The 25,562-nt window shown below is 56.7% G+C and carries 26 protein-coding genes and 1 pseudogene; 18 read left to right on the top strand and 9 right to left on the bottom strand.

Features of this window, described 5'->3' with window-relative positions; genetic code table 11:
- Positions 1 to 218: 218 nt before the first annotated feature.
- From OCH02_RS09155 to OCH02_RS09130, 6 genes are all read left to right on the top strand, one after another.
- The gene (locus tag OCH02_RS09155) at positions 219 to 1,403 is read left to right on the top strand and encodes an MFS transporter (protein ID WP_261430931.1); all 1,185 of its coding nucleotides are present in this window, start codon (positions 219 to 221) and stop codon (positions 1,401 to 1,403) included.
- Between the two features lie 60 nt (positions 1,404 to 1,463).
- Complete coding sequence (locus OCH02_RS09150; RefSeq protein WP_261430930.1) at positions 1,464 to 2,357, top strand: LysR family transcriptional regulator; 894 nt, start codon at positions 1,464 to 1,466, stop codon at positions 2,355 to 2,357.
- Positions 2,358 to 2,409: 52 nt separating this feature from the next.
- Positions 2,410 to 2,871, top strand: coding sequence for a GNAT family N-acetyltransferase (locus OCH02_RS09145; protein WP_261430928.1), 462 nt, complete (start codon positions 2,410 to 2,412; stop codon positions 2,869 to 2,871).
- A 58-nt stretch (positions 2,872 to 2,929) separates the two neighbouring features.
- A complete protein-coding gene (gene yajD / locus OCH02_RS09140; protein ID WP_004942039.1) occupies positions 2,930 to 3,271 on the top strand; it encodes an HNH nuclease YajD in 342 nt (113 codons plus the stop codon).
- Between the two features lie 276 nt (positions 3,272 to 3,547).
- Positions 3,548 to 4,183: an AAA family ATPase gene (locus OCH02_RS09135; RefSeq protein WP_261430927.1), complete on the top strand. Its 636-nt coding sequence runs from the start codon at positions 3,548 to 3,550 to the stop codon at positions 4,181 to 4,183.
- Positions 4,180 to 4,476, top strand: a complete 297-nt coding sequence (locus OCH02_RS09130; RefSeq protein ID WP_261430926.1) for a hypothetical protein — start codon at positions 4,180 to 4,182, stop codon at positions 4,474 to 4,476. Before OCH02_RS09135 ends, OCH02_RS09130 begins: the two co-directional genes overlap by 4 nt.
- A gap of 31 nt (positions 4,477 to 4,507) precedes the next feature.
- On the opposite strand, the gene OCH02_RS09125 is transcribed toward OCH02_RS09130, so the two are convergent.
- The 6 genes from OCH02_RS09125 to OCH02_RS09100 all read right to left on the bottom strand — a co-directional run bounded on the left by OCH02_RS09125 (position 4,508) and on the right by OCH02_RS09100 (position 11,560).
- Entirely contained in the window at positions 4,508 to 5,239 is a 732-nt protein-coding gene (locus OCH02_RS09125) for a substrate-binding domain-containing protein (RefSeq protein WP_261430925.1), read from the bottom strand.
- On the bottom strand, positions 5,232 to 6,011 hold the full coding sequence (locus OCH02_RS09120; RefSeq protein ID WP_261430924.1) for an ABC transporter ATP-binding protein: 780 nt from the start codon (positions 6,009 to 6,011) through the stop codon (positions 5,232 to 5,234). The genes OCH02_RS09125 and OCH02_RS09120 overlap by 8 nt, the downstream gene beginning before the upstream one ends.
- Positions 6,004 to 7,002, bottom strand: coding sequence for a FecCD family ABC transporter permease (locus tag OCH02_RS09115; RefSeq protein WP_261430923.1), 999 nt, complete (start codon positions 7,000 to 7,002; stop codon positions 6,004 to 6,006). Before OCH02_RS09115 ends, OCH02_RS09120 begins: the two co-directional genes overlap by 8 nt.
- A complete protein-coding gene (locus OCH02_RS09110; protein WP_261430922.1) occupies positions 6,999 to 8,048 on the bottom strand; it encodes an ABC transporter substrate-binding protein in 1,050 nt (349 codons plus the stop codon). The genes OCH02_RS09115 and OCH02_RS09110 overlap by 4 nt, the downstream gene beginning before the upstream one ends.
- A 168-nt stretch (positions 8,049 to 8,216) precedes the next feature.
- Positions 8,217 to 10,514 (bottom strand): beta-glucosidase BglX, encoded by a 2,298-nt coding sequence (gene bglX, locus OCH02_RS09105; RefSeq protein ID WP_261430921.1) that lies wholly within the window; start codon positions 10,512 to 10,514, stop codon positions 8,217 to 8,219.
- 116 nt (positions 10,515 to 10,630) lie between these two features.
- Positions 10,631 to 11,560: a LysR substrate-binding domain-containing protein gene (locus tag OCH02_RS09100; RefSeq protein ID WP_261430920.1), complete on the bottom strand. Its 930-nt coding sequence runs from the start codon at positions 11,558 to 11,560 to the stop codon at positions 10,631 to 10,633.
- Positions 11,561 to 11,827: 267 nt separating this feature from the next.
- On the opposite strand from OCH02_RS09100, the gene OCH02_RS09095 reads away from it, so the two are divergent.
- A complete protein-coding gene (locus OCH02_RS09095; RefSeq protein WP_261430919.1) occupies positions 11,828 to 12,982 on the top strand; it encodes a pyridoxal phosphate-dependent aminotransferase in 1,155 nt (384 codons plus the stop codon).
- A gap of 42 nt (positions 12,983 to 13,024) precedes the next feature.
- Positions 13,025 to 13,804: an ABC transporter substrate-binding protein gene (locus OCH02_RS09090; RefSeq protein ID WP_261430918.1), complete on the top strand. Its 780-nt coding sequence runs from the start codon at positions 13,025 to 13,027 to the stop codon at positions 13,802 to 13,804.
- A 36-nt stretch (positions 13,805 to 13,840) separates the two neighbouring features.
- On the opposite strand, the gene ddlA is transcribed toward OCH02_RS09090, so the two are convergent.
- The gene (gene ddlA, locus OCH02_RS09085; RefSeq protein ID WP_261430917.1) at positions 13,841 to 14,944 is read right to left on the bottom strand and encodes a D-alanine--D-alanine ligase; all 1,104 of its coding nucleotides are present in this window, start codon (positions 14,942 to 14,944) and stop codon (positions 13,841 to 13,843) included.
- Between the two features lie 169 nt (positions 14,945 to 15,113).
- On the opposite strand from ddlA, the gene OCH02_RS09080 reads away from it, so the two are divergent.
- The 3 genes from OCH02_RS09080 to dld all read left to right on the top strand — a co-directional run bounded on the left by OCH02_RS09080 (position 15,114) and on the right by dld (position 17,989).
- On the top strand, positions 15,114 to 15,317 hold the full coding sequence (locus OCH02_RS09080) for a ParD-like family protein (protein WP_006324220.1): 204 nt from the start codon (positions 15,114 to 15,116) through the stop codon (positions 15,315 to 15,317).
- Positions 15,314 to 16,108, top strand: coding sequence for a type I methionyl aminopeptidase (gene map / locus OCH02_RS09075; RefSeq protein WP_261430916.1), 795 nt, complete (start codon positions 15,314 to 15,316; stop codon positions 16,106 to 16,108). Before OCH02_RS09080 ends, map begins: the two co-directional genes overlap by 4 nt.
- Before the next feature lie 183 nt (positions 16,109 to 16,291).
- Positions 16,292 to 17,989 carry a D-lactate dehydrogenase gene (gene dld / locus OCH02_RS09070; protein WP_261430915.1) on the top strand — a complete coding sequence of 566 codons (1,698 nt, stop codon included), beginning with the start codon at positions 16,292 to 16,294 and terminating at the stop codon, positions 17,987 to 17,989.
- 54 nt (positions 17,990 to 18,043) lie between these two features.
- Here the strand turns inward: dld and OCH02_RS09065 are convergent, their stop codons facing one another.
- A complete protein-coding gene (locus tag OCH02_RS09065; protein ID WP_099065209.1) occupies positions 18,044 to 18,634 on the bottom strand; it encodes a Yip1 family protein in 591 nt (196 codons plus the stop codon).
- A 204-nt stretch (positions 18,635 to 18,838) separates the two neighbouring features.
- Between OCH02_RS09065 and OCH02_RS09060 the strand changes: the two genes are divergently transcribed.
- The 6 genes and pseudogenes from OCH02_RS09060 (at position 18,839) to OCH02_RS09035 (ending at position 23,605) form a co-directional block, all read left to right on the top strand.
- Positions 18,839 to 19,309: an acyltransferase gene (locus OCH02_RS09060; protein ID WP_261430914.1), complete on the top strand. Its 471-nt coding sequence runs from the start codon at positions 18,839 to 18,841 to the stop codon at positions 19,307 to 19,309.
- Positions 19,306 to 19,848: a GNAT family N-acetyltransferase gene (locus OCH02_RS09055; protein WP_261430913.1), complete on the top strand. Its 543-nt coding sequence runs from the start codon at positions 19,306 to 19,308 to the stop codon at positions 19,846 to 19,848. The genes OCH02_RS09060 and OCH02_RS09055 overlap by 4 nt, the downstream gene beginning before the upstream one ends.
- Positions 19,849 to 19,952: 104 nt before the next feature.
- Positions 19,953 to 20,789 carry a DUF1460 domain-containing protein gene (locus OCH02_RS09050; RefSeq protein ID WP_261430912.1) on the top strand — a complete coding sequence of 279 codons (837 nt, stop codon included), beginning with the start codon at positions 19,953 to 19,955 and terminating at the stop codon, positions 20,787 to 20,789.
- 133 nt (positions 20,790 to 20,922) lie between these two features.
- Positions 20,923 to 21,735 carry a MetQ/NlpA family lipoprotein gene (locus tag OCH02_RS09045; protein ID WP_261430911.1) on the top strand — a complete coding sequence of 271 codons (813 nt, stop codon included), beginning with the start codon at positions 20,923 to 20,925 and terminating at the stop codon, positions 21,733 to 21,735.
- A 150-nt stretch (positions 21,736 to 21,885) separates the two neighbouring features.
- A pseudogene (locus tag OCH02_RS09040) lies at positions 21,886 to 22,337 on the top strand (type II toxin-antitoxin system PemK/MazF family toxin).
- Between the two features lie 242 nt (positions 22,338 to 22,579).
- Complete coding sequence (locus tag OCH02_RS09035; protein ID WP_261430910.1) at positions 22,580 to 23,605, top strand: MerR family transcriptional regulator; 1,026 nt, start codon at positions 22,580 to 22,582, stop codon at positions 23,603 to 23,605.
- Between the two features lie 7 nt (positions 23,606 to 23,612).
- Here the strand turns inward: OCH02_RS09035 and OCH02_RS09030 are convergent, their stop codons facing one another.
- Positions 23,613 to 24,491, bottom strand: coding sequence for a LysR family transcriptional regulator (locus OCH02_RS09030; RefSeq protein WP_261430909.1), 879 nt, complete (start codon positions 24,489 to 24,491; stop codon positions 23,613 to 23,615).
- Positions 24,492 to 24,592: 101 nt separating this feature from the next.
- Here OCH02_RS09030 and OCH02_RS09025 point away from each other — a divergent pair, with 101 nt between their 5' ends.
- Complete coding sequence (locus OCH02_RS09025) at positions 24,593 to 25,513, top strand: DMT family transporter (protein ID WP_261430908.1); 921 nt, start codon at positions 24,593 to 24,595, stop codon at positions 25,511 to 25,513.
- Positions 25,514 to 25,562 lie beyond the last annotated feature (49 nt).

Genomic DNA, 25,562 nt, shown 5'->3' with positions numbered 1-25,562 from the left:
TTGCTGTGTCCGTCAGATAAGTTTATGCCAATTAGGCATTTGGCCTGCCGATGGGCTGCCAGCCGCCGCTTTACTTGCCTCGCGCGATTATTCCCCCACAGAAACAGTGTAACTACCGCAAACGGATTTATCCGCCGTCAATGCCTGCGTAAATTGTGATCTCTGTCACTCCGCGCCCGCCGCGCGGATTTACACATTTACCTGGGACGAGCGGTATTATGCTGAATAATAATGATAAACCTGCACCATCAGCCTGGCTGGCGATTTTCTCACTGACGGTTGCCTGCTTTGTGATGGTCACCACCGAGTTTCTGCCGATCGGCCTGCTAACCAACATCGCGCCGTCGCTGGATGTCAGCACCGGCAGAGCCGGCCTGATGGTGACCGTGCCCGGCATTATCGCGGCGATCGCCGCACCGGCACTGAGCCTGGCAGCCGGTCGGCTCGATCGTCGCCTGCTGATGCTGGCGCTGAGCGTACTGCTGGCCATCTCCAATCTGGTCTCTGCACTGGCGGTTAACTACCCCATGATGCTGCTGGGCCGCGTGTTGCTGGGCATCTGCGTCGGTGGTTTTTGGGCTTTCGCCGCCAACTATGGCCGCCATCTGGTACCGGAAGCCAGCCAGGGGCGCGCTACCGCACTGATCCTCAGCGGTATTTCGGTCGGTGCCGTGTGCGGCGTCCCCGCCGGGGCCTTGATTGGTGACCTGTTCGGCTGGCGCGCCGCCTTCTTTGGCAGTGCGGTGCTGGCGATCGGGGTGCTGCTGGCGCAACTGCGCCTTTTGACGTCGGTCCCACCCACTCGCCCGGTTACCGCACGCGACCTGCTGTTACCGCTACGCCTGCCGATGGCACGTACCGGGCTGATTGCCATCGTGCTGCTGTTTATCGGCCACTTCGCTGCCTATACCTACCTGAAACCGCTGCTGCAACAGGTGTTTGTTCTCAGCCCATCGGCGATATCACTGCAACTGCTGGCCTACGGTGCCATTGGCCTGCTGGGCACCTTCCTCGGTGAGCGACTGGCCGAACGCAGCCTGCGCGCCACCTTTATCCTGATCACCGCGATGTTGGCGGCTATCCTGATTGTCTCGCCGTTCCTTAGCGGTATCGCCGGTGCCACGCTGATGGTGATGGTGTGGGGGTTGGCGTTTGGCGCCGTGCCGGTCTGCGCCACCAACTGGATGTTCGCCGCCGTACCCCAGGCTCCGGAAGCCGGTCAGGCACTGCTGGTCTGCGTAATACAGATTGCGCTGGCCTCCGGTGCGCTACTGGGCGGTGAAGTGGTCGACTGGCAGGGCGTCAGCAGCGCCATGCTGTTTGGCGGCGCACTTACCCTGTCCGCCGCGCTGGTTTTCGGCCTGACCTTGCGTTCCGGCATGATTAGCGCTAAACAGTCATAACCATTATTTATCTACAGAAACACACCCCGGCCTCTGCCGGGGTTTTGCACTGAGAGCGCAATGGACCATCATTTACTCGCTATCCGGGTGTTTAACCGCGTGGTGGAAACCGGCGGTTTCACCCGTGCCGCAGACTCGTTGCGGATGCCCAAGGCCACCGTCACCAAGCTTGTCCAGAGTTTGGAAGATCATCTGCAAACCAAGCTGTTTCAGCGCACTACCCGCAGCGTGTCGGTCACCGCCGAGGGTGAATGCTATTACCAGCGTACGGTTAAGTGGTTGGCGGAACTGGAACAGATGGAAGGCAGCATGACCGAGTCGCAGACTGCGCCACAGGGCGTGCTGCGCATCGACGCCGGTGGCTCAACGGCGCGGCAGTTGCTGGTACCGGCGCTGCCGGACTTTATCGCGCGCTACCCGCAGATACAGATCGACCTGGGGGTCGGTGACCGCCTGATCGATCTGATTAACGACAGCGCCGACTGCGTGATCCGCAGCGGTCCGCTGGCCGATTCCAGCCTGATTGCCCGCCGGCTGTTCGAACTTGAATGGGTCACCTGCGCCACCCCAGCCTATCTGGCACGCCACGGCACGCCGCAACACCCGTGCGATCTGGAGCAGGGTTATCCGTTGGCGCACTACCGCCATGCGCTGAACGATCGCATCCAGCCGCTGCACTTTGTTGATCGGGGCAAGGAGATTGATATCCAGCACCGCTATCACGTCAGCGTCAACGAGAGCAATGCGCTGCTGGCGGCGGCATTGGCCGGGCTGGGTATGATCCAGACCTTCCGCTTTATGGCGCAGCCGCATCTGAACAACGGCGAACTGGTCAGCCTGCTGCACGACTGGCAACCGCCCTCGGAACAGATGTACGTGGTCTATCCCTCTAACCGCCACCTTAGCGCCAAGATGCGCGTGTTTATCGATTGGGCGATCGAGACCTTCAAATAAGCGAAAACTGCCGCTATAGTTGGCTGCTATTGGGCAAAAAACGAACCGAATTATGCGTATTGAACAACTTTCTGCGTATCGCCAGCGCATTGATGAACTGGCTGCATTACTGCATCAGGAGTGGCAGGACTTTCCCCCGTGGAGCTGCCGCGAAAAAATCAGCCGGCGTCTTGAACAGCGTTGTGAACCGCAGCACCCTGGCATGGCGCTGTTGGCTCTGTCGCCGCAACAAGAGATCCTCGGCACTGCCAGCCTGATCGTTTACGAATTGGCGGATAAACCGGAGCGAAAGTTCTGGCTGGGTGAAGTCTTTACTTCTCCCCAGCACCGCGGTCAGGGGGTGGCTCGCCGCCTGATCGATCACTGCGTCGCCCACTGCCGCCAGCAACAAATCGCCGAATTGTATCTCTACACTCCCGATCAACAGTTGCTGTATCAAAAACTGGGCTGGCAACCGGTTGAGTTGCGGGAGGTTTGTGGCGAAGATGTGACGGTGATGTGCCGCACGCTGTAACCCGGCACGTTGTGGTATTATTTAGCGCATTATTGTTATCACCCGACGGGCACACACCATGGCATATATCCCCAAAAACTACGCGAGGCTGGAGACCGGCTACCGCGAAAAAGCATTGAAAATCTTTCCCTGGGTCTGTGGGCGTTGCTCGCGCGAGTTTGTTTACTCCAACCTGCGTGAACTGACGGTCCACCATATCGATCACGACCACAGCAATAACCCGGAAGACGGCAGTAACTGGGAAATGCTGTGCCTGTATTGTCACGACCATGAGCACTCCAAATACACCGAAGCCGATCAGTACGGCTCCACGGTGATTGCCGGTGAAGACGCGCAAAAAGACGTCGGGGTAGCCACCCATAACCCGTTCGCCAATCTGAAATCAATGTTGAAAAAGTAACCTTTGCCGCTCAATCATCATTAGCAGCTTAATAACTTATTAAGCTGCTAAATTAAAAAAACTCTCTCCGCGCAGCCACTTCCCAGAGCATTCCTACTTACCCAGCTACTAAGTTACCAGCAAAATAAGCTGTAAAGTTAACCGCATACTGGCTTGGCAAGCCGCCCTCGTTGGTGCATATTGTTCAAGCGTTGTTATTGTTAACCTGTTTAATTACCAACCCAATAAGTTGTTAACTTAATAAGCTATCAACTTAATAACTTGAGAGATGGCAGCATGATTGTTTTGATTGGCTCGCAAAAAGGTGGCGTAGGGAAATCGACCAAGGCGGTCAATATCGCCGGATATCTGATCCTCAAACAGGGCAAAACCGCCATCATCGTTGATGCTGACGATCAGAAATCAATCATGACCTGGTACAACGACCGTCAGAATGTCGAAGGCCTGCCGCATATCCCGGTGGTGGCTGCCTCGGGCAAAATCAAAGAGACGCTGTTGGAACTGGATCGCCATTACGATTACGTGATTGTCGATACCGCCGGCCGTGACAGCGCCGAGCTGCGTTCCGGTCTGCTGGCCGCCGATCTGTTCCTCTCCCCGCTGCGCCCATCACAGATGGATCTCGACACCGTCGGCTATCTGTCGGAAATGTTTGCCACCGCGCAGGAATATAACGAGAAGGTGAAAGGCTACATTGTGCTGAACATGTGCCCGACCAATATCTTTATTAATGAAGCCAATGAAGCGGCACAGGTGCTCAGCGAATATCCGGAGTTGCAGCTTGTCAGCCACCGCCTGTGCGACCGCAAGATTTACCGCGATGCCTGGGGCGAAGCCATCACCGTGCATGAGGCGAATAACCTAAAAGCACAGGCGGAAATCGAAAGCCTGGTGAAGGAGGTGATCCTGTGAAAAAGCGCACCCCAAGCCAGCGTATGTCGGAAGACGAATTCATCAATAGCGCCACGTCACACACCTTGCTGCCCCCCGCGCCGGAAGCCAAGCCGCAGGGCCGCAAGCGCACTTATAAAGCTATTTCGGTCAGCCTGACCGATAACCACGTCGACGCCATTGATGAAATCATTGTGCAGGCAGCACGTAACGGCGTGGTGCGCATTACCCGCTCCGACATCATCAAGCTGGCGATCGACGGCCTGGCCGAAAAGAGCGAAGACCATCTGCTGCAACTGCTGAAAAAGCTGTAATAACCTCCCAACCTGCCAACTTGATAAGCCACTAACCTATTACGTTGGCAGGTAAAAATCCCTGTTCCCGCAGTATCTCCTGCCCCTGCTCCGCCAGAATAAATTCGGCCAAAGGCTGCGCCCGCGCATCCAACAGGCACAGGCCGTAGTCCGCTTCTATCGCAAGTGGCGTGGGTAACTGGCGCACCAACAATTCGGGATAGCCCGCCAAGGCTGCGCCATAGCTGGCATAGCCGAGGAAAATATCCGCCTGCCCGCTATTGAGCAGGTACTCTGCCGCCAGGCGATTCGCCGGCAGCGGCGCTGAGCTCGCCCCACCTACCAATGCCAAAGCCCGCTGCTGCAAGGCTGCCCCTTGCCCCGGAACTAACTGCTCAATGCGTTCGAACAGTTGCTGGGCATAGTCGCCGGAAGGGTCGGCACCCGGCGTTGACGTCGCCACCCGCCAACGCGAGTCCAATAAGACCTCCAGCAATGGCCGTTCGGTTAAGACGGCAATATTACGCACCGTGGCGCACAGCCGGTTGCGAGCAAAAGGCTCAACCCCTGACGACAGTTGCAAACTCACCAATCGCTGCGGATGCGCCAGGTTGGCCGAGGCGAAAATATGCGGGCGTTCCCCGGCTTCGATTCGCTGGCGCAGCAGGCCCGCCGGGCCAAATACCGCTTCCACCGCCTCACCGGTTTGCGCCTGAAACGCCGCCAACAAGGGACCGAATGCGCCGCGCAGGCTACCGGCGGCGAACAACAAGATATTACTCACTTTCACGCTCCCGTTGGCTGCGGTACAAGGGCACCAGCGTTTCAAACTGACGACCGTCAATCTGCAAGGCCACCCGTTCAATCGCCAAATCAAACAGCGGCGACAGGCTCTCGGCCGTCAGCACTTCGGCGCAGGATCCCAGCTGATGCTGTCCTGCCCCCCCCAGCAGCAGGGCGCGATCGGCCACTGCGTGAGCGTGGTTAGGCTGATGGGTAGAGAACATCACCGCCATCTGCCGCTCCCGCGCCAGCTGCGAAATCAGGCTCAACACCCGGTCCTGATGGTGCAAATCCAATGCCGAGGTCGGCTCGTCCAGCATCAACACCTCACAGCTCATCGCCAATGCGCGGGCTATCAATATCAGTTGCCGCTGCCCGCCGGACAGGCTGCCAAATTCACGTTCGGCAAAGTCCAGCATATCCAGCGACTGCAAGGCCTCTTTCGCCAGCCGGTGATCCTGCGCCGAGGGGGAGCGGAACAAACCCACGTAACGCGCGCGCCCCATCAGCACGATATCCAACACCCGATAAGCAAAGGGGGCAGCGAACTGCTGCGGGACAAAACCGATGCCGTTACCCCGTTCCACCACGCCCTGCTGCAACGGTAAGGTACCGAGCAGCAGTTGCATCAGGGTGCTTTTACCGCGTCCGTTGGGGCCGAGCACCGCCAGCACCTCACCGCGCCGTAACTGTAAATTCAATTGATGAAACAGCGGTGCCTGGCCAGGCCAGCTAAAACCCAGCCCCTCCACCCGCAGCAATGTCTCAGCCATGCCAGCCTCTCCGTTGCGCCCGGCGCAACAGCAACGCAAACAGCGGCGCACCAATCAGCGCCGTCAGGATGCCCAATGGAATTTCGCTGCTGCTTAAGGTGCGCGCCAAATCGTCGATCAACACCATATACAGCGCACCCAGACACATTGAGGCAGGCAACAGACGACGATGATCCGGGCCGACCAGCAGGCGGGCAACGTGTGGGATCACCAGCCCTACCCAACCGATGCTGCCGCTCACCGCCACCTGTGCAGCGACGATGGCGGCACACAGCGTAAGGATCAGCCAGCGGGTCCCTTCGACATTGATGCCCAGCGTGGCGGCATCCTCATCCCCCAGCGACAACAGATTAATGCGCCAGCGCAATGCCAGCAGCAGCCCGCCGCCCAACAGCAGTGGCAGGAACAGCATCAACAGTTTGTTATCGTCGGCGGTAGCAAAGCTACCCAGCAGCCAGAACACGATGCTCGGCAGCTTTTCTTCGGTATCGGCCAGATATTGCAGCAGGCTGACGCAGGCGGAGAAAAAACCGCTGAGGATCACCCCGGCCAGCACCAGTGACAGAATATTGCGCCGGGCGATAGCGCTGGTAATAGCAAAAATCAGCAGCAGGGCCGCCATGCCGAACACGAAGGCAGACAGCAGCAGCGCCGCCATCGGCAGGCTGAGTAATATCGCCAGCGTGCCGCCAAAAGCCGCACCAGAGGAGACGCCGATAATGTGCGGATCCACCAGCGGGTTGCGAAACACGCCCTGCAGCGCCGCGCCGCACAGGGCCAGTGCCGCCCCGGCCCCCATAGCCAACAGCACCCGGGGCAGGCGCACCCCGAGGATCACCTGGCGCTGAACCTCATCAATGCCGCCGTGCGGGCCAGTCAATGGCTCCAGCAGAATAGTCAGACTATGCGCTGCCGACACCGGGTAGCGACCAATGCCCAATGACAACAATGCGCAGAGCAACGTCAGCAGAATAAGCCACCCCAGCCTCATTGCTCACTCTGGCAGCAGCTACTGCGGTAATACTGCCGGTAGTAGGCGTCCACCCGCTGTGGCAAATTAACGTCGCCAAAACGCTGCGGATAGAGTTTTTTCGCCATCCATAATTCGCCCAGCGCCAGCGCCTCCGGCATTGGGTAGCCCCAGGCCTTGGCATATTCAGGCATCAGATAGACACGCTTGTTTTTCACCGCATCAATCCCCTGCCACTGCGGCGAACCAAGGATTTGCTTTACCACCTCTGGATAGCGTTCCTGCACGAAAATCACCGCCGGGTTCCACTTCAGCACGTCCTCAATCGACACCTGCTTAAAACCTTTAATCTCCTTCGCCGCCACGTTGAGCGCGCCGGCATGCTGCATCATCAGCCCGGTGTATTTGCCCGAACCGTAAGTGGTTAAGTTCGGGTTGGCCATGTAGACCCGCACCCGCTGATCCTCCGGCAGGCCGCGCAGCCGGTCCGCCACCAGCGCCCGTTGCTGAAATACGTCCTGGATCAGCGCCTCGGCCTGCGGCTGATGGCCCATTACGCTGGCGATCAGGCGAATGCCATCCTGCAAGCCCAGGTTATAGGCCTGATCGTCATCTTTCAGCACCGGGTTCATTTCACCCGCCTGATCCGCCGCCTCACGGCGCAGTGAAATGGCCACCACCGGGATACCGGCCCTCTCAATCTGGGCAATCATTTCCGGCGGCGCATAGTTGGCCACAAACACCACCTGTGGATGCAGGCTCAGCAGGCTTTCAATATTTACCGAGGTAAGATCGCCCGGCATCGGCATGTTCGCCAACCCAGGGGCCAGGCGCAGATAATTCGCCCCCAGTTGCTTCTTCCAACTGCTGAGCACGCCAACCACCTGCGGCAGCGCATCGAGCTGCACCAGCAGGTTCAGCGTCTGGTGTTGCAACACCACCGCGCGGGTGATGGTATCGGGCAGCGTGACCTGTCGGTTGAGTTGGTCAGTCACCTGACGGTCCGCCTGCGCGGCACAAGAGAAAAGGACAAAAAGCAGTAACAGCCGTGGGAAGCGTTTCAACATGGGAATTTCCGGTGAGTTATCGTTATATACAAAATGATATAGCGATAGTCATGGCGAAACAATCAGCGGGATCAACGATTGAGGAAATACGGGGGATAAACAAGAAGTATTGGCGTGGTCATGCCAACAAAACCCTCTCCCACCACAGTGAGAGAGGGCCATGAGTGATTACTTCAGCGTAAAGCTCTGTGCCTGTACGTCGTCGGAATCCAGGCCAACAAACACATTAAACTTGCCCGGTTCCGCGCCCCATTTCAGGCTGGCGTTATAGAACTTGAGATCCTCTTCGGTGATAGGCAACTCCACCTTCTGCGACTGCCCCGCTTTCAACATCACCTTTTTGAAATTACGCAGCTCTTTCACCGGGCGGCTGACCGAAGCGGTCACGTCCTGCAGATACAACTGCACCACGGTGGCACCATCATATTTACCGGTGTTCTTGAGCGTGACGCTGGCAGTCATCTTGCCGTTACGCGCCATCGTCGGGCTGGAGAGTTTCAGATCCGACAGGCTAAAGCTGGTGTAGCTCAGGCCATAACCAAACGGATACAGCGGGCCGTTTGGTGAGTCGAAGTAGCGGGAGGTGTACTTGCCCGGGTTTTCCTTGCCGAACGGACGCCCGGTATTGAGATGGTTGTAGTACATCGGGATCTGCCCGACCGAACGCGGGAAGGTCATCGGCAGCTTACCCGACGGGTTGTAGTCGCCAAACAGTACGTCGGCCACCGCATTACCGCCCTCGGTGCCGCTGTACCAGGTTTCCAGCATCGCATCCGCCTGTTGGCTTTCCCAGCTCAGCGCCAGCGGTCGGCCGTTCATCAGCACCAGCACCAGCGGTTTGCCGGTCGCCTTCAGCGCGGCGATCAGGTCACGCTGGCTTTGCGGAATGGTGATGTCGGCACGGCTTGAAGCCTCGTGCGCCATGCCCTGTGATTCCCCCACCACCGCGACCACCACATCGGCTTTCTTCGCCGCCTGCACCGCCTCATCGATCATCTGCTGTGGCGGACGGGTATCAAATACCACCGCCGGCTCATACTCGTTCAGGTAGTCGATAATGCTCTTGTCCTGAGTGACGTTGGCGCCCTTGGCGTAGAGGATTTTCGCCTTGTCACCCACCGCATGTTCCAGCCCTTCACGCAGGGTGACCGACTGTTTAATCACCCCGGCCGCCGACCAACTGCCCATCACGTCACGCTGGCTGTCGGCCATCGGCCCGACCAGCACAATGGTCGCCTGCTTGCTGAGCGGCAGCGTCTGCTTATCATTCTTCAACAGCACCATGGTCTTACGCGCAACTACGCGCGCTTCGGCACGATGCAAACGGCTTTCAGCGTTAGTGTCCTGCGGATCAGAACCGACCGGGCCAAGGTGGGTGTAAGGGTCTTTAAACAGGCCCATATCATATTTGGTATTCAGCACGTCGCGACAGGCTCGGTCGATGTCACTTTCCGATACCAGCCCGTCCTTCACCAGCCCCGGCAGGTATTGGTCGTAATATTCGTCGCTCATGCTCATATCGACGCCGGAGGTAATCGCCAGGCGCACCGCATCGCGCGCGTCTGCCGCCACGCCGTGCTTGATAAGCTCCTTAATCGCACCGTGGTCACTGATGGTGATGCCCTTGAAGCCCCACTGGTCGCGCAGCAAATCTTTCAGCAACCAGGGGTTAGCAGTAGCCGGAATGCCGTTTATCGAGTTGAGCGAGACCATGACTCCGCCGCTGCCGGCGTCAACCGCGGCCTTATAAGGCGGCAGGTAGTCCTGGTACATTCTCAGTGGACTCATATCGACGGTGTTGTAATCGCGGCCGCCCTCGGTGGCACCGTACAGCGCAAAGTGCTTCACGCTGGCCATGATTGAGCCGGGCTTGGACGGGTCGCCGTTTTGATAGGCATCCACCATCACTTTGGCAATTTTGGATACCAGCCAGGTGTCTTCACCAAAACCTTCAGAAACCCGGCCCCAGCGTGGGTCGCGGGTAATATCGACCATCGGCGAGAATGTCATGTTTAGGCCGTCATCACTGGCTTCCTGCGCCGATACCCGGCCACTGAGGGCGATGGCTTCGAGATCAAAACTGGCCGCCAGCCCGAGGCTAATCGGGAACACGGTGCGTTGGCCGTGCACCACGTCGTAGGCAAAGAACAACGGAATTTTAAGGCGGCTGAGCTGCATCGCCTGATCCTGCATGGCGCGAATATCCGGTCGGGTAACGGTATTGAAGATGGCGCCAATCTGCCCCCTGCTGATGCCGTCGCGGATCGCCTCTTTCGGGTTATCCGGCCCGACGCTGATTAAGCGCAACTGGCCAATTTTTTCGGCCAGCGTCATCTGTTTCATCAGGTTGCTGACAAAGGCGTCGCGCTGCTGGGCATTAACGCCCTGGATTACGGCGCTTTCCTGCGCAAAAACCGGGCTGATGGCCAGACCGGACAACATACTCACCACACAAAGCCATTTCATATTATTTAATCTCAGGCATGTTTCCAGCGCAGACGGCGACGGAGATGATTTATCAATGTGAAAAGGCAGTGTGCCATACTCCTTTTCGGCGCAGAAATAATTTGTAATGTTAAAAGTTACAAGCTGTTAGCGGCGGTCGGTCGATAGTTTTGCAGCCGGCTTCGGCTTTGCGCCGCTTCATCGCTGAGGAAATTGACCAGTTCGGTCAATGCCTGCGGCACCACCGCCCGTTCAGGATAGACCAAATAATAGGCTGCCCCGCTGACCACGCTGAGCGGGAACGGCGTGACGATACGCTGCGCCTGGATATCTTCCTCCAGCAGGCAAAGGTCGCCGATGGCGATGCCAAAGCCTTGCAGCGCAGCGCTCATCGCCAGATCCAGCGTATCGAAATGCTGCGCCTTGCCGGATGGCAACGCCTCGCTCCCCGCCGCCTTCAGCCACAACAGCCAATCGCGGCGATCGCGCGTGGGGTGCAGCAGGGTTTTATCCGCCAGATCGGCCGGCGTGGGTGGACGTGACAAGTCGGGCAGGTAAGACGGCGTGCAGACCGGCGTGAGAATTTCATCGAACAGATGATGCACCCGCAACTTTTTTCCCTGTGGCTGGCCGAATACCACCGCGGCATCAAAATGTTCTGCGCCAAAATCCAGCCCGTGCGACACCGAGGCGGTCAACTCAATATGCATTTCCGGCCGTTCATTTTGCAGCCGGATAATGCGCGGCAGCACCCAGCGCATGGCGCAGGTCGGGCACTTGATGCGCAGAGTGCCGGGTTGCGCCCCCACCCGCGCCAGCGCTTCGTCCAGTTGCCCCAGTGCCTGCTGCACCGGTGCCAGCAGCATTGCGCCCTGCGGGGTCAGCGTCAGGCCGCGCGCGCGCCGGCTGAACAACGGGTAACCCAGATGCTGCTCCAGCCCGAGGATCTGCCGACTGACCGCGCCCTGCGTCAGGTGCAGGCTCTGGGCGGCATGGGTGAAATTAAGCCGTTGCGCCACCACCACAAAGGTTTTCAATACGTCGAGCGACGGCAATGATATCTGCATGGCGGTTTCCTTGATATCCCCCGAAATTCCAAGGATTCCCCCAAATAATTGGAACGACATCAAGGCGGCCAGTGAACGCAACCCGATGAGCTGACATGAGTCAGTGATTCGGGTAAGTAAGCGCAGCCAACGCCGAGATCGTTTCAAGAATGAAGGGGAATCAGTCATGATCTGAGTGCATGGCTAGTATGACAAATTTTCCCTTGTTGGCCCACCCTTAGTGATGCTTAATCAAGCGATACCTCCCCCATTTCCCTGGAGCCACTCATGCAGAGCGCCTGCTCACACCGCTCGAAGTTGCCGGACGTCGGCACCACTATTTTCACCGTTATCGGCCAGCTTAGCGCCGAACATCAGGCGTTGAACCTGTCGCAGGGCGCACCGAACTTCGCCTGTGAACCGCAGTTGGTTGAAGCGGTGGCGCAAGCCATGCGCAAGGGTCATAACCAGTACGCACCGATGAGCGGTGTGGCGGCATTACGCACCGCACTGGCGGATAAAGTTGAACGTTTGTATGGCGCACGCTATGACACCGACGAAGAAATCACGGTTATTGCCAGTGCCAGTGAAGGATTGTATTCCGCCATCAGCGCGCTGGTGCATCCGGGCGATGAGGTGATTTATTTTGAACCGGCGTTCGACAGCTATGCGCCGATCGTACGCTTGCAGGGGGCAACGCCGGTCGCCATCAAACTGTCGCTGCAGGATCTGCATATTGACTGGGACGAAGTCGCCGCCGCCATCAACAGCAAAACGCGGATGATCATCGTTAACAGTCCGCACAACCCGACCGGCAGCGTGTTTGGCGAGCATGACATCGAACGGCTGACCGCCCTGACGCGCAACACCGATATCGTCATCCTGTCCGACGAGGTTTATGAACACGTGGTGTTCGACGGCGATATCCACCACAGCATGGCGCGCCACCCACTGCTGGCCGAACGCAGCGTGATTGTGTCGTCATTTGGCAAAACCTATCACGTGACCGGCTGGCGTGTCGGCTACTGCATGGCGCCGGCAGCGTTGATGGACGAGATCCGCAAGGTGCATCAGTTTATGGTGTTCTCCGCCGATACGCCGATGCAGTACGCCTTCGCCGAGGCGCTGGGCAATCCGCAAAGTTATCTGGGTCTGGCAGACTTCTATCAACAAAAGCGTGATTTACTGGCGAGCGCGCTGCAGGATTCGCGCTTTGAATTACTGCCCAGCCGTGGCAGTTTCTTTATGCTGGCCCGCTTTAGCGGTTTCAGTAACGAAAGCGACAACGATTTTGCGGTGCGCCTGATCCGCGAAGCCAAAGTCGCGACGATCCCGCTGTCGGCGTTTTACAGCGATGGCACCAACACCGGCATCATTCGACTGAGTTTTGCAAAAGACAATGAGACCCTGCTGGAGGGCGCACGCCGTCTGTGTCAGGTATAACGCAGTTATTTTTGCTTTGACCATGGGAAAAGGGCTCCAACTATGACATCACTGAAAACGTTGATCGCCGCAGGCTGCCTGCTGGCCGCCGGTTCTACGCTGGCGGCGGAAAACACGATGCGCTTCGGGCTGGAAGCGCTGTATCCCCCATTCGAATCCAAGTCGGCCAGCGGCAAGCTGGAAGGTTTTGATATCGATCTGGGCAACGCGGTGTGTGCCGCCGCCCAGTTAAAATGCAGTTGGGTCGAGACCTCGTTCGACAGCCTGATCCCGGCGCTGAAGGCGCGCAAGTTCGATGCTATCAACTCGGCGATGAACGTCACCGACCAGCGCCGTCAGGCAATAGACTTTACCGATTCAATCTATCAGGTGCCGAATCGCCTGATAGCCAGGGCCGACAGCGGTCTGTTGCCAAACGCCACCTCGCTGGCGGGCAAGCATGTCGGCGTGCTGCAAGGCTCGATACAGGAAACCTACGCCAAGGCCCACTGGGCACCGCAGGGTGTGGACGTGGTGTCCTATCAGGATCAGAACCAGGCTTATCTTGACCTGACCGCCGGGCGGCTCGACGCAACGCTGGTCATGGCACCTTCGGGCCAAAGCGGTTTTCTGGCGCACCCGGACGGTAAGGGCTTCGCCTTTGTCGGCGATGCGGTCAGCGACGACAAAATCCTCGGTGAGGGCATTGCCTTCGGCCTGCGTAAGGGTGATGACGCACTGAAGAAAAAGCTGAATGAGGCGATCGTCAAAGTGAAACAGCAGGGCACCGTGAGCGAGCTGGCGAAGAAGTATTTTGGCGATATTGATGTGACGGTGAAGTAAAAACCAGGGGCGAATATCACTTCGCCCCTGTTTGTTTTACCGATCAAACACCGAACTGTTCAAAGCGCGATCCTGCTGATGGCGTTCCAGCGCCAGCTCAATCAGGCGAGTGATCAGTTGGCTGTAGCTCACGCCGCTGGCGGCCCAAAGTTTGGGGTACATGCTGATATTGGTAAAGCCTGGCAGCGTGTTGATTTCGTTGATCACCACGTTGTTGTCCGGCGTCAGAAATACATCGACGCGCGCCAGCCCGAAACACTCCAGCGCCCGAAAGGCTTTTAGCGCCACGTCGCGGATTTTATCGCTCACCTCCGGCTCAATCGCCGCCGGCACTATCACCTGAGCGCCCTGCTCATTGATGTATTTGGTGTCGTAGGAATAGAAGGCGTCGCTCAGCACGATTTCACCACACTGGCTGGCCTGTGGCTCGTCGTTGCCCAATACCGCGCACTCTATTTCACGGCCGACAATCGCCGACTCCACCAGCACCTTATGATCGAAGCTGAACGCCAGCGCCACCGCAGCCTCAAAACCGGCGCGATCCTGTACCTTGCTGACGCCGACCGAAGAGCCCTGGTTGGCCGGTTTAACAAACAGCGGCAGCCCCAGACGTTTGCTAAGCTGCTCAAAATCGAATTTGGCGCGATTGCTGCGGGTCAGCGTCACAAACGGTGCTATCGCCAGCCCGGCATCACGCAGCAGGCGTTTAGTCACGTCTTTATCCATGCTGACCGCCGACCCCAACACGCCGGCACCGACGAACGGCAGATTAGCCATTCGCAACAGCCCCTGCAGCGAACCGTCTTCGCCCAATGTGCCGTGTACGATCGGGAATATCACATCCAACTGGCCCAGTGCGCCCTGGCTGCCCGACTCGATCAGTTGCTGTTTCTCCTGACCGGGGATCAGCGCCACATTTTTATTTGAGCGGTTCAGCGCAATCAGCGCCGGGTTTTCCGCATTCAGCAGGTAATTGGACGCATCGTTAATGTGCCATTGCCCCTGCTTGTCGATCCCCAGCAGCGTGACGTCAAACTTCTCTTTGTCGATTGCATCCACAATGTTTTTTGCCGACTGCAGCGAAACTTCATGCTCCGCCGATTTACCGCCAAAGATCACCCCAACACGTAATTTGCTCACGCCCTAAATCCTTCTGAAAAATCAGTGCAAAAAAGTCGTTTATCACAATAAACGCATTGCCGGACGGCGACAATCATTGTGACCAAGAATATTCCCATGCCACGGAAAGCAAAATTTTCACCATCCAAACCATATACACTTCGCATATAAATCACTTATGGAGCAGACGATGGGCATTGTGAAAATTTCTGACGCGCTGCATGACGATCTGCGCCTCGCCAGCCTGACGATGACGCGTTCGATCAACGCGCAGGCGGAATACTGGATCAAGATTGGCATGTTGGCGGAGTTCCATCCGGAACTGACCTATCCCCAACTGGTAAAAAAAATGATGAAAGATAACGCGCTGACGTTGAAGGAGATTGTCGGGTGAAAGAGATTGTGATCAAAACGCCGGAACAGATTGCCAAAATGCGCCACTCTGGCGCCCTGCTGGCGCAGGTGTTTGCTATGCTCGATGAGGTGATTGTCGACGGTATTTCCACCATGGAGATCAACGACCGCGCCGAGGCCTTTATTGTCAATGAGCTGAAATCGCGCCCGGCCAGCAAAGGGCAGTACGATTTCCCTTATGTGCTCAATACCTCAATTGACGACGTTGTCTGCCACGGCATTCCGTCGGTCAGCAAAATTTTGCGCTCCGGCATGATTGTTAACGTCGACATTACGCTGGAAAACGACGGCTATATCGCCGACTCCAGCAAGATGTACTGCATCGGCCAGACCACGCCGGTGGCCAAACGCCTGGTGAACAACGTGTATGAGTCATTGTGGCAAGGCATCCGGGCAGTAAAACCGGGGGCGACGCTGGGTGATATCGGCCACGCTATTCAACAGCATGCCGAACAGGCCGGCTACAGTATTGTGCGTGAGTACTGCGGTCACGGTATCGGCCGGGATATGCACGAAGAGCCGGCGGTGCTGCACTTTGGCCAACCGGGAACCGGTATGGTCTTGCAGGAAGGCATGGTGTTTACCATCGAGCCCATGATTAACCAGGGCGACCACCGGATTAAACAGAAGAAAGACGGCTGGACGGTGGTAACCCGCGACAAAAAGCTGTCGGCCCAATGGGAACACACCGTGGCAGTCACCGCCGACGGCGTGGAGATCCTGACGCTGCGGGACGAAGAACGCCAGGCCGGTTTTGCAGAACGCTATTAAGCCACCAGGCCAGTAGCCTAATAAGTTAGTAATTCAATTCATACCCTATAGCTTTCAAGTTGTAGCTAGGTGGCCAACTCGCTCATCCCCAGGCGCTTACTCGAGTAAGTAACTGGGCTGAGCGAGTGCAGATAACAACGCTGCAGCTTGAAAGATGACGGGTATATTCGAAGGGAGATCGGCATGACGCAGTCCAACCAGACATTTCTCAATCAGTTGAAAAGCATCGTCGGCAGCCCGCAGTTGCTGACCGGCGAACGCAGCACCGAACGCTACCGCAAAGGCTTTCGCTCCGGCGTTGGCCAGGCACTGGCGGTGGTGTTCCCGACCAGCCTGTTGCAGCTCTGGCAACTGCTGGAGGCCTGCGTCGCTGCCGACAAAATTGTCATCATGCAGGCAGCCAATACCGGCCTGACCGAAGGTTCTACCCCCAGCGGCAACGACTACGACCGCGATGTCGTCATTATCAGCACCCTGCGGCTCAACCACGTGCAGGTGCTGGATAACGGCAAACAGGTGGTCGGTTTCCCCGGCAGCACCCTCAATCAGTTGGAAAAATTGCTCAAACCTTATGGCCGCGAGCCGCATTCGGTAATCGGCTCCTCCTGTATCGGTGCGTCGGTGATTGGCGGCGTGTGTAATAACTCCGGTGGTTCGCTGGTCAAGCGCGGCCCGGCCTACACCGAGATGGCGCTGTACGCCCAGTTGGGGGAAGACGGCCAACTGCGGCTGGTAAACCATTTGGGGATTAACCTCGGCGATACGCCGGAGGAAATTCTCACCCGGCTGGAAAAAGGCGACTACCGGCCGGAAGATGTCGAGCACGGCGAACTGCGTGCTTCCGACAACGAATACGCCAGCCGGGTACGCGACGTCGATGCCGATACGCCCTCCCGCTTTAATGCCGACAAGCGCCGCTTGTACGAAGCCTCCGGCTGCGCCGGCAAGCTGGCGGTGTTTGCGGTACGGCTGGACACCTTCGAGAAAGAAGGCAAGGAACAGGTGTTTTATATCGGTACCAACGACACCGCCGTGTTGACCGAACTGCGCCGCCATATGCTCAGCCAGTTCGACAACCTGCCGGTAGCCGGCGAGTATATGCACCGGGATATTTTTGATATTGCCGAGGTGTACGGCAAAGATACCTTTATGTTGATCGACAAGCTCGGCACCGACCAGATGCCCAGCTTCTTCACCCTGAAAGGCCGTATGGATGCCAGCCTTAACAAGCTGCCATTACTGCCGCACAACCTGACCGACCGGCTGATGCAGGGCCTGAGCCATCTGGCCCCCAGCCACCTGCCGAAACGGATGAAAGACTACCGCGAACGCTTTGAGCATCACCTGCTGCTGAAAATGGCCGGTCCGGGGGTTGAAGAAGCGCAGCAGTACCTGAAACAGTACTTTGCCCAGGCCGACGGCGAGTTCTTCACCTGCACCCCGGACGAGGGCAAGAAAGCCTTCCTGCATCGCTTTGCCGCCGCCGGTGCCGCCGTGCGTTACCATGCGGTGCACGCCGACAAGGTAGAAGATATTCTGGCGCTGGATATCGCGTTGCGCCGTAATGACACCGACTGGTTCGAAACCCTGCCGCCGGAAATCGACAGCCAGTTGGTGCACAAGCTGTATTACGGCCACTTTATGTGTCACGTATTCCATCAGGATTATGTGGTGAAAAAAGGCGTCGACAGCCACGCATTGAAAGAGAAAATGCTGGCGATCCTCGACCAGCGCGGTGCGGAGTACCCGGCGGAACATAACGTCGGCCATCTGTACCCGGCCAAACCCGACCTGCAGGCGTTCTACCGCAGCGCCGACCCGACCAACAGCTTTAATCCGGGCCTGGGCAAAACCAGCAAGCGGAAAAACTGGGCCTCCTGAATAGCAAAAGCCCCCCACGCCAGAGCGGCGTGAGGGGCAATATCAAAACAGAGTTTAGAATAACCAGGAACCATACCCCCACAGCAACACCGTTACCCCCAGCAGCAGCTCAAGCAACAAGATGCCGATGGCAAAGGTAGAGCTGGAGAAGATAAACCCTTCTTTACTGTCGATATTCAGGAAATGCGGGATACCCAGATTCAGCAGATAGCCCGAATAGCACAGGCCAATCACGCCGACAAACAGGCACAGCCACACGACGGGATACAGCGCCACGATGCCGCTGAGGAACATCGGGGTAGCGATATAGCCGGCAAACACCATGCAGCGATGCAGACTCGGACGCACTTCATAACGCCGTGCCATCCAGTGGATCACCTTCCCCATAATCGCCACACCCGCCAGCATCAGCAGGTAGAAAGCCACCGCGGTATAGGATGCGGTGAACATGTCGAGCCGGATAGCCTGTCCTTCGCCGGAGAGCCAGCCCAGTTGTGTGGTACCGATAAAGGCGCAGACAACCGGTATCAACGCCAGTAACAGTACATGATGGGTGTAAAGGTGCGAGACGCTTTCGTTCTCGCTTTTGATGTGTTCGAACTCGGTGCTTGGATGCGCCAGAAGTCCCCAAACATGACTAACCATGAGACACCTCCTCCATCGCCGTAGGTCGCGCTCGGCGAACGAATTTACCCCTCTGACGGATTGCTGACCGTCCGAGGATTGCGGCCACGGGGCTCTCTCCCCTGTACTAATTATAGTCTTTCGTTGAAAAAACGTTCGGAAAGCACAGACGTGGCGACGGTTTGTCTTATAATTCCTCCCTGCGTCACCGCCGTGAGGAATGTCATGTCATTCGCCATTCGTGTTCTTCAGGCCGGTATTGTCGATGTCGACGCCGGTCAAAATGTCACCGTAGTCCAGCCCTGTAATCTGTATGGCTGCCGACTTGGCGATGAGGTCTTCGTCGGGCCCTTTGTCGAGATCCAAAAAAACGTCAGCATTGGCGCCCGCAGCAAAATTCAGTCACACAGTTTTATCTGTGAATATGTCACTATTGGCGCGGACTGCTTTATCGGCCACAACGTCACCTTTGCCAACGATCTGTTTAAAGATGGCGCGCCCAACGCCGATGCCAGCAGTTGGGGCCGCACGCACATTGGCGATGGTGTTTCCATCGGCTCCGGTGCCACGGTGCTGGCGGTGGAAATCTGCAGCGGTGTGGTGATCGGTGCCGGTTCAGTGGTCACCAAAAACATCACCCGTAAGGGGATCTATGCCGGTAACCCGGCGCGTTTGCTGAGGGAGCTTGCCCCATGAGCCAGGCGATCCAAATTGCCCCGGTCAGCCGTTTACCCGACGGCTACCTAACCGGTTGCGACTTTAGCTTTCACATCACTCACTACGCCCAACCGGTTTTTGATGCGCCGGTCGACAGCTGGCCGTTGCTGCCGGTTACCCCCTTTCGCAAGAACTACCCGCTGGCCCCGTTCGTCAACGATGAAAGCGACACCTTTCTGGTCCGTCATCGCGGCGAGCCGGTCGGCCATATCACACTGAGCAATAACTGGAACGGCTATGCGCTGATTGAAGAAATCGTGGTCAGCGCCCACGTGCGCCGCCTGGGGGTTGCCAGCGCATTGCTGGAAACCGCCCGGCACTGGGCTCAACGCCACGAAACCGCCGGGCTGATGCTGGAAACGCAAAATACCAATCTGCCCGCCTGCCGCTGTTATCAACGCTTTGGCTTTATCCTCGGCGGCATCGACCACCTGCTGTATCGCGCTCAACCGGACATCGCCGATCACGAAATCGCCCTGTTCTGGTACCTGCCGTTTAACAGTGAAATCGGTTATTAAGTGTTAACCGAACGTTGAGGCTATGTTTAGGCATTGCCCCTCCAGGCGATAGTGAGAGCTGTTATCATTTTCACCATCACGGGCCAAAACCATCGGAGGGGAAAATGTACAAGGTTGTTTCATTGATATTGGCTATTGCGCTCAGCGGCTGCGCAGATAAAATTCCCGTTGGGCAAACGCCAGAACCCATTATCACCTCACCCGTAGACCTCAAGGCCAGCATGGATAACCAGACGTTAAACAAACTCAATCAGCTTCTCGCCCTGCGCGCCGCCGCGTCGACAGAGCAGCAGCAGGATAGCGGCTACATGATCGATCTGCTGTCCCGGCCCTTCCTCGGTACGCCTTACGTGGCTAACATGCTGATTGGTTCGCAGGATACGCCGGAAAAACGGGTAATCGACTTCCGTGGTTTGGACTGTTTTACCTATATCGATTACGTCGATGCCCTACGCCAGGCGGACAGCCAGACGGATTTTGTCCAACGGCTGACCCACATCCGCTATGCCAATGGTGAAATCAGCTTCCTGCAACGCAAGCATTTCTTCAGCGATTGGTCACACCAGGCCAAAACCAACGTCACGGATATCACCGCCACACTCAGCCCGCATACCGTCACGCTGGTGAAAAACCTGAACCAAAAGTCAGACGGCAGCAGCTATCTGCCGGGGCTGAAAAACGTTCAGCGCAGCATCACCTACCTGCCCAGCGATTTTATTGACGACAAGGTACTGGCCCAATTGCACACCGGCGATTACATCGGCATATACACCCATTTGGCCGGGTTGGACGTTACCCATACCGGTATCTATATCATGACCGAAAACGGCCCGGTGCTGCGTAACGCGTCTTCGCGCAAAGAAAATATGCAGGTGGTGGACTCGCCCTTTATGGATTACGTGCAGGCCACGCCGGGCATCGTGGTATTTCGCGCCAAATAAGGGTGCGCAATAAAACTTCCTGTTATTAGTTAGAAGCCTTTGTGCTGAGCAGGTGTTTGACTTCCCCACCGGTTCAGGCTTAGCTAGCAGCACAAAACCAACTGATTTCATTGTTTTTTTCAGGGAGAAGTCGATGATCAAAAACTGGCGTTATACCCCTCTGCTGGCGGCATTCGCCGCCGTACTGGCGCTGCAAGGCTGTGAGCAAAAAACCGATCAAAATCATATCAAGGTCGGGGTCATCAATGGCGCAGAGCAGGACGTGGCGGAGGTTGCCAAACAGGTGGCTAAAGAGAAGTACGGTCTGGAGGTCGAACTGGTCGGTTTCAGCGGTTCGCTGCTGCCCAACGACGCTACCGATAAAGGTGAACTGGACGCCAACGTCTTCCAGCACCGGCCCTTCCTCGAACAGCAAAATAAAGACCACGGCTACAAGCTGGTGGCAGTGGGTAATACCTTTGTATTCCCAATGGCCGGCTATTCGAAAAAAATCAAATCGCTGAAAGAACTGCAGGACGGTGCGGTGATTGCCATCCCGCTGGATCCCACCAACCTCGGCCGCGCACTGCTGCTGCTGGAGAAAACCGGTCTGATCACGCTGAAACCGGGCAAAGGACTGCTGCCAACCTCGCTGGATATCAGCGCCAACCCGCATAACTACAAGATTATGGAACTGGAGGGCGCACAGCTGCCGCAGGTGCTGGATGACCCTAAAGTCACCGTCGCCGTCATCAGCACCACTTACATCAACCAGACCGGTCTGACGCCAACCAAAGACGGCATCTTTATCGAAGACAAGAATTCGCCGTACACCAACATCATCGTAACGCGTGCAGACAACAAGGATGCGCCGAACGTGCAAAACTTCATCAAGGCCTACGAGTCGGATGAAGTCGCCAGTGCCGCCGAGAAAATCTTCAACGGCGGTGCGGTAAAAGGCTGGTAACTCGACAGTTTGTTTGCGAGCTCTTGCGTAAGGGCTCGCATTTTTAATCTTATCCTCCCAAATTCTCCTTTCTATGCCTTTCTCCGACTGGGCAATATGCTGATTATTATCATTCAGTTCTGTTAGTTTTGCGCAACAAGGAGCGTTCATATGCCTATCAACTTCGCCCCTAAAGTCGGGGAAATTCTCGAATGCAACTACGGTAATTATCCGGCCCCCATTCCCACCCTCACACGCCCCATTTTTATAATGGCCACATTCCACCAGAAATGGTGAAGAATCGACTTATCGTGGTGCTCAATGGCAAAATCAACGGTAACGCCTGCATCATTGTGCCGCTGTCGACTACCAAAGACATAAGTAAACTTAACTTGGGTATGCATATTGAGATTGCCGGTGAGGCCATTGAAGACATGAGATTCTTTCACCCACAAACGCGTTGGGCCAAAGGAGATCTGGTGCAACAGGTGAGTCGCCAACGCCTTAACAGGGCGCGAAAGGAACGAGGATTTCTCATCCAATGTTTACATCGTGAACTGGTCGCAGAGATACAACGAGCTGTAATCAAATCAATTAATGCTCGAAACATGCTGCTTGAATAACGCTCATCTTGTTGACAAAACAATCAAGTCGGGTACCATTGCTGCCGTAGCCGAAAAGGCCCTTATGTTATACCTTCCCTTTAAGGGACCCGCAAAGCCCAGCCATCATGCTGGGCTTTTGCCATTAAGAGCTCTTACAAAGCTAAACTTTTCCCGCCGAAAATATCCACATTGCCCCTATTGACCCTTACGCTACGTCAGGCTTTAGTATTTCTGCACGCACCCAGGGAGGAGCACACCTCATGTTACTGAAAGTGGGCGAACTGGCCCGACGTTCCGGCATTACCGTCAGGACGCTACATTACTACGACAGCATAGGTTTGCTGGTTCCTTCTGCGCGTTCCGACGCCGGCTATCGTTTATATAACCGGGCCGACATCACTCGCCTGCACCATATTCAGGCACTGCGCCGAATGGGGGTGACGCTGGCGGAGGTCGGGGCCATTTTGGCGCGTTCAGGGATGGCGCTCACCACGGTGATTGAGCAGCAAATCACCATGCTGAATCGACAACTGGTGCAGACTGCCGCACTGCGCGACCGTTTACAGCAAATGCACGCGCAGCTTTCCGTTGGGGACGAACCTGATTTGAGCGACTGGCTGACGACATTGGAGTTAATGACCATGTACGACAAATATTTTACCGCCGATGAGCTGGCACAATTGCCCTTCTATCAGGCCAACCCGACACGTAACCGGGAATGGGGTGAACTGGTCGGCGGCATTCGCCAACTGATCGACAACGGCGTCGCGCCGCAAACGCTACAGGCACAGACTCTGGCCAGGCGTTGGATGCTTATGCTGGAACGCGATACCGCAAACAACCCGGCATTTCTCACCCGGTTAAATGCTATGCATGCCGATGAGCCTGCAATACGCGAACAAACCGGTATCACCCCGACAATGACAGACTACGTGACCCGGGCCTTTGCCGAAACCAAGCTGTCCATCTACCGGAAATACCTGTCGGAGGAGGAATACGCCCATGTGCACCAACACTATTTTACCCGCTTGCAGGAATGGCCGGCGCTGATCGCACAGTTCCACCAGGCACTGAATGAGGGGGTACCACCAGAATCTGAACAGGCAAAACGCTTGGCAGCCCAATGGCTTGAGCTGTTCCAATCTTATGCGGGGACCAATCCGGCCACCCAAATGAAAATCCGCCAGGCAATGGAACGGGAACCTACGCTGGTTGAAGGTACCTGGCTGACACCGCCGCTGTTGCGTTATTTGCAGCAGGCAGTGGCCCAGCTTATGCGTGGTTAATCCACGTTCAGCCGAGGTTATCTACCAGCCGGGTGATGCCCGCAACGCCCGCATAGCAGTCCAGCAAAAACGCCGTCACAGCGGCAATACCCGGTGCATGACGAATATCGTCATGCACCGTTAGCCAAATCTCACGCTGGAGCGAACGCGGCCCTGCCAAACGTTCGAGCCCCAGCTCCTGTCCGACGAAATGTGGCAGCAGTGCAATACCCGCCCCCGCCTCCGCGGCCGCGGCCTGGATCATCAGGTCATTGCTGCGCATGACCAGCGATCGCCCGCCAGCCTGTTCCAACAACCATTTTTGCTGGACCGACGCCGCCCGCGAGTCGTGATAACCGATAAACCCCCATTCCGCCTCCGACGTTGCCTGCAAATATCCCGCATTGGCATACAGACCAAACTCGACGGTGCCAATCTTTCTGGCGACCAGATCGCTTTCACTGGCGCGACTCAGGCGAATGGCAATGTCCGCTTCCCCACGCAACAGCGAGACGTTGGTCGTATCCGCCAGCAAGACAAGCTGTAAATCCGGATAACGCCGCTGTAACTGAGCAATACGCGGCGCGATCAGCTTCAGCCCCATAACGGGCGGCACGCTTAGCGTCACTTCACCCGCAATGCCCTGCCGGCCACTGAGCGCCGCACGGCTGACCGCAAAGGCGTTGAGCGTCATGCTGTCACCCTGCGCGGCGATGCGCTGCCCGTCGACGGTCAATAAATAGCTGCGCGGGCGGCGATCAACCAGCTTTAACGCCAACGCCATTTCCAGACTGGCAATACGTCGGGCGACGGTTGCGTGATCCACCTTCAAACTGCGGGCGGCACCCGATAGCGACTTTTCCTGCGCGAACACCATGAAATAGTGCAGATCTTCCCAATTGAACATGGGCGTTTTCTCACATCTAAAGTGAATATATGGGGAATATTACCGCAAAGGGTTATGCCGCAAACTGTTTTCTGTATATTCAGACACCACAGGAAATCATAATGAAAACCTCGCTGCCACTGGCCTATCTGGGCGTCATTGCCGCCACCTTTTTCTGGGGCACCAACTTTAATGCCGGTGCCTATATCATCGCCCATCAGCCGCCGATCACCGCCTCTATCGAGCGTTTTAGTTTGGCAACGCTGACGCTGTTCGTGTTCTTCGGCCTGCGCGGGCAACTGCGCCTCAGTACGCTGAGAAACAACTGGCTGGCCTATCTGGGACTGGGTGTACTGGGTTTCACGATCTTCAACCTATGCACCTTTTTCGGTCTGCAGTCCACCACACCGGTCAACGGCGCACTGATTCTCGCCACGACACCGTTATGGACATTGGTCTTTGGCGTAATGTGGGAAAATGAAAAACTGAACGGATCACGTATCGCCGGTCTGCTGGCTGGCTTTATCGGTGTGGTGCTGGTGATCACCAAGGGACAGATTCAAACGCTGTTGCGGCTGGAGGTCAGTCCCGGCGATGGCATTATTTTACTCGGCAGCCTGGCCTGGGCGCTAAATATGGTTGGGACTCGTCGACTGGTGCGTAATGCCACGGCTATTGAAAACACCAGTTACTCAATGCTGTTCGGCACCTTGGCCCTACTGCCATTGGGATTTATCTTCGAGAATCCACTGCAAAACCTGGCCGCAGCCAGCCTCAATGTCCATGCCGCCGTGGTTTATCTGGCACTGTGCGGATCACTGCTGGCCTACTTGCTGTGGTTTAACGGATTGGAAAAAATCGGTTCGGTACGCACCGCGATTTTCTTTAATCTGGCGCCGGTATTCACCATGCTGGTAGCGACGGCCACGGGCACCGCCCCCAACGTTTGGCAGTTGGCCGGAGCCGCTTGGGTGATCCTCGGCGTACTGTTGGCTTCCGGCGTATTGATACGCTTGGTACCACGGCGTTCGGCCATCGGATAGCCATAGGTTTTTCTTATGCTCAGCATAAGAAAGCCCAATTTACCTTGTC

The sequence above is a fragment of the Serratia quinivorans genome, from assembly GCF_946227985.1.
GTDB classification, from domain to species: Bacteria; Pseudomonadota; Gammaproteobacteria; order Enterobacterales; family Enterobacteriaceae; genus Serratia; species Serratia quinivorans_A.
Note: the sequence above shows the minus strand (reverse complement) of the source record. Positions and strands in the feature narration are given on the sequence as shown.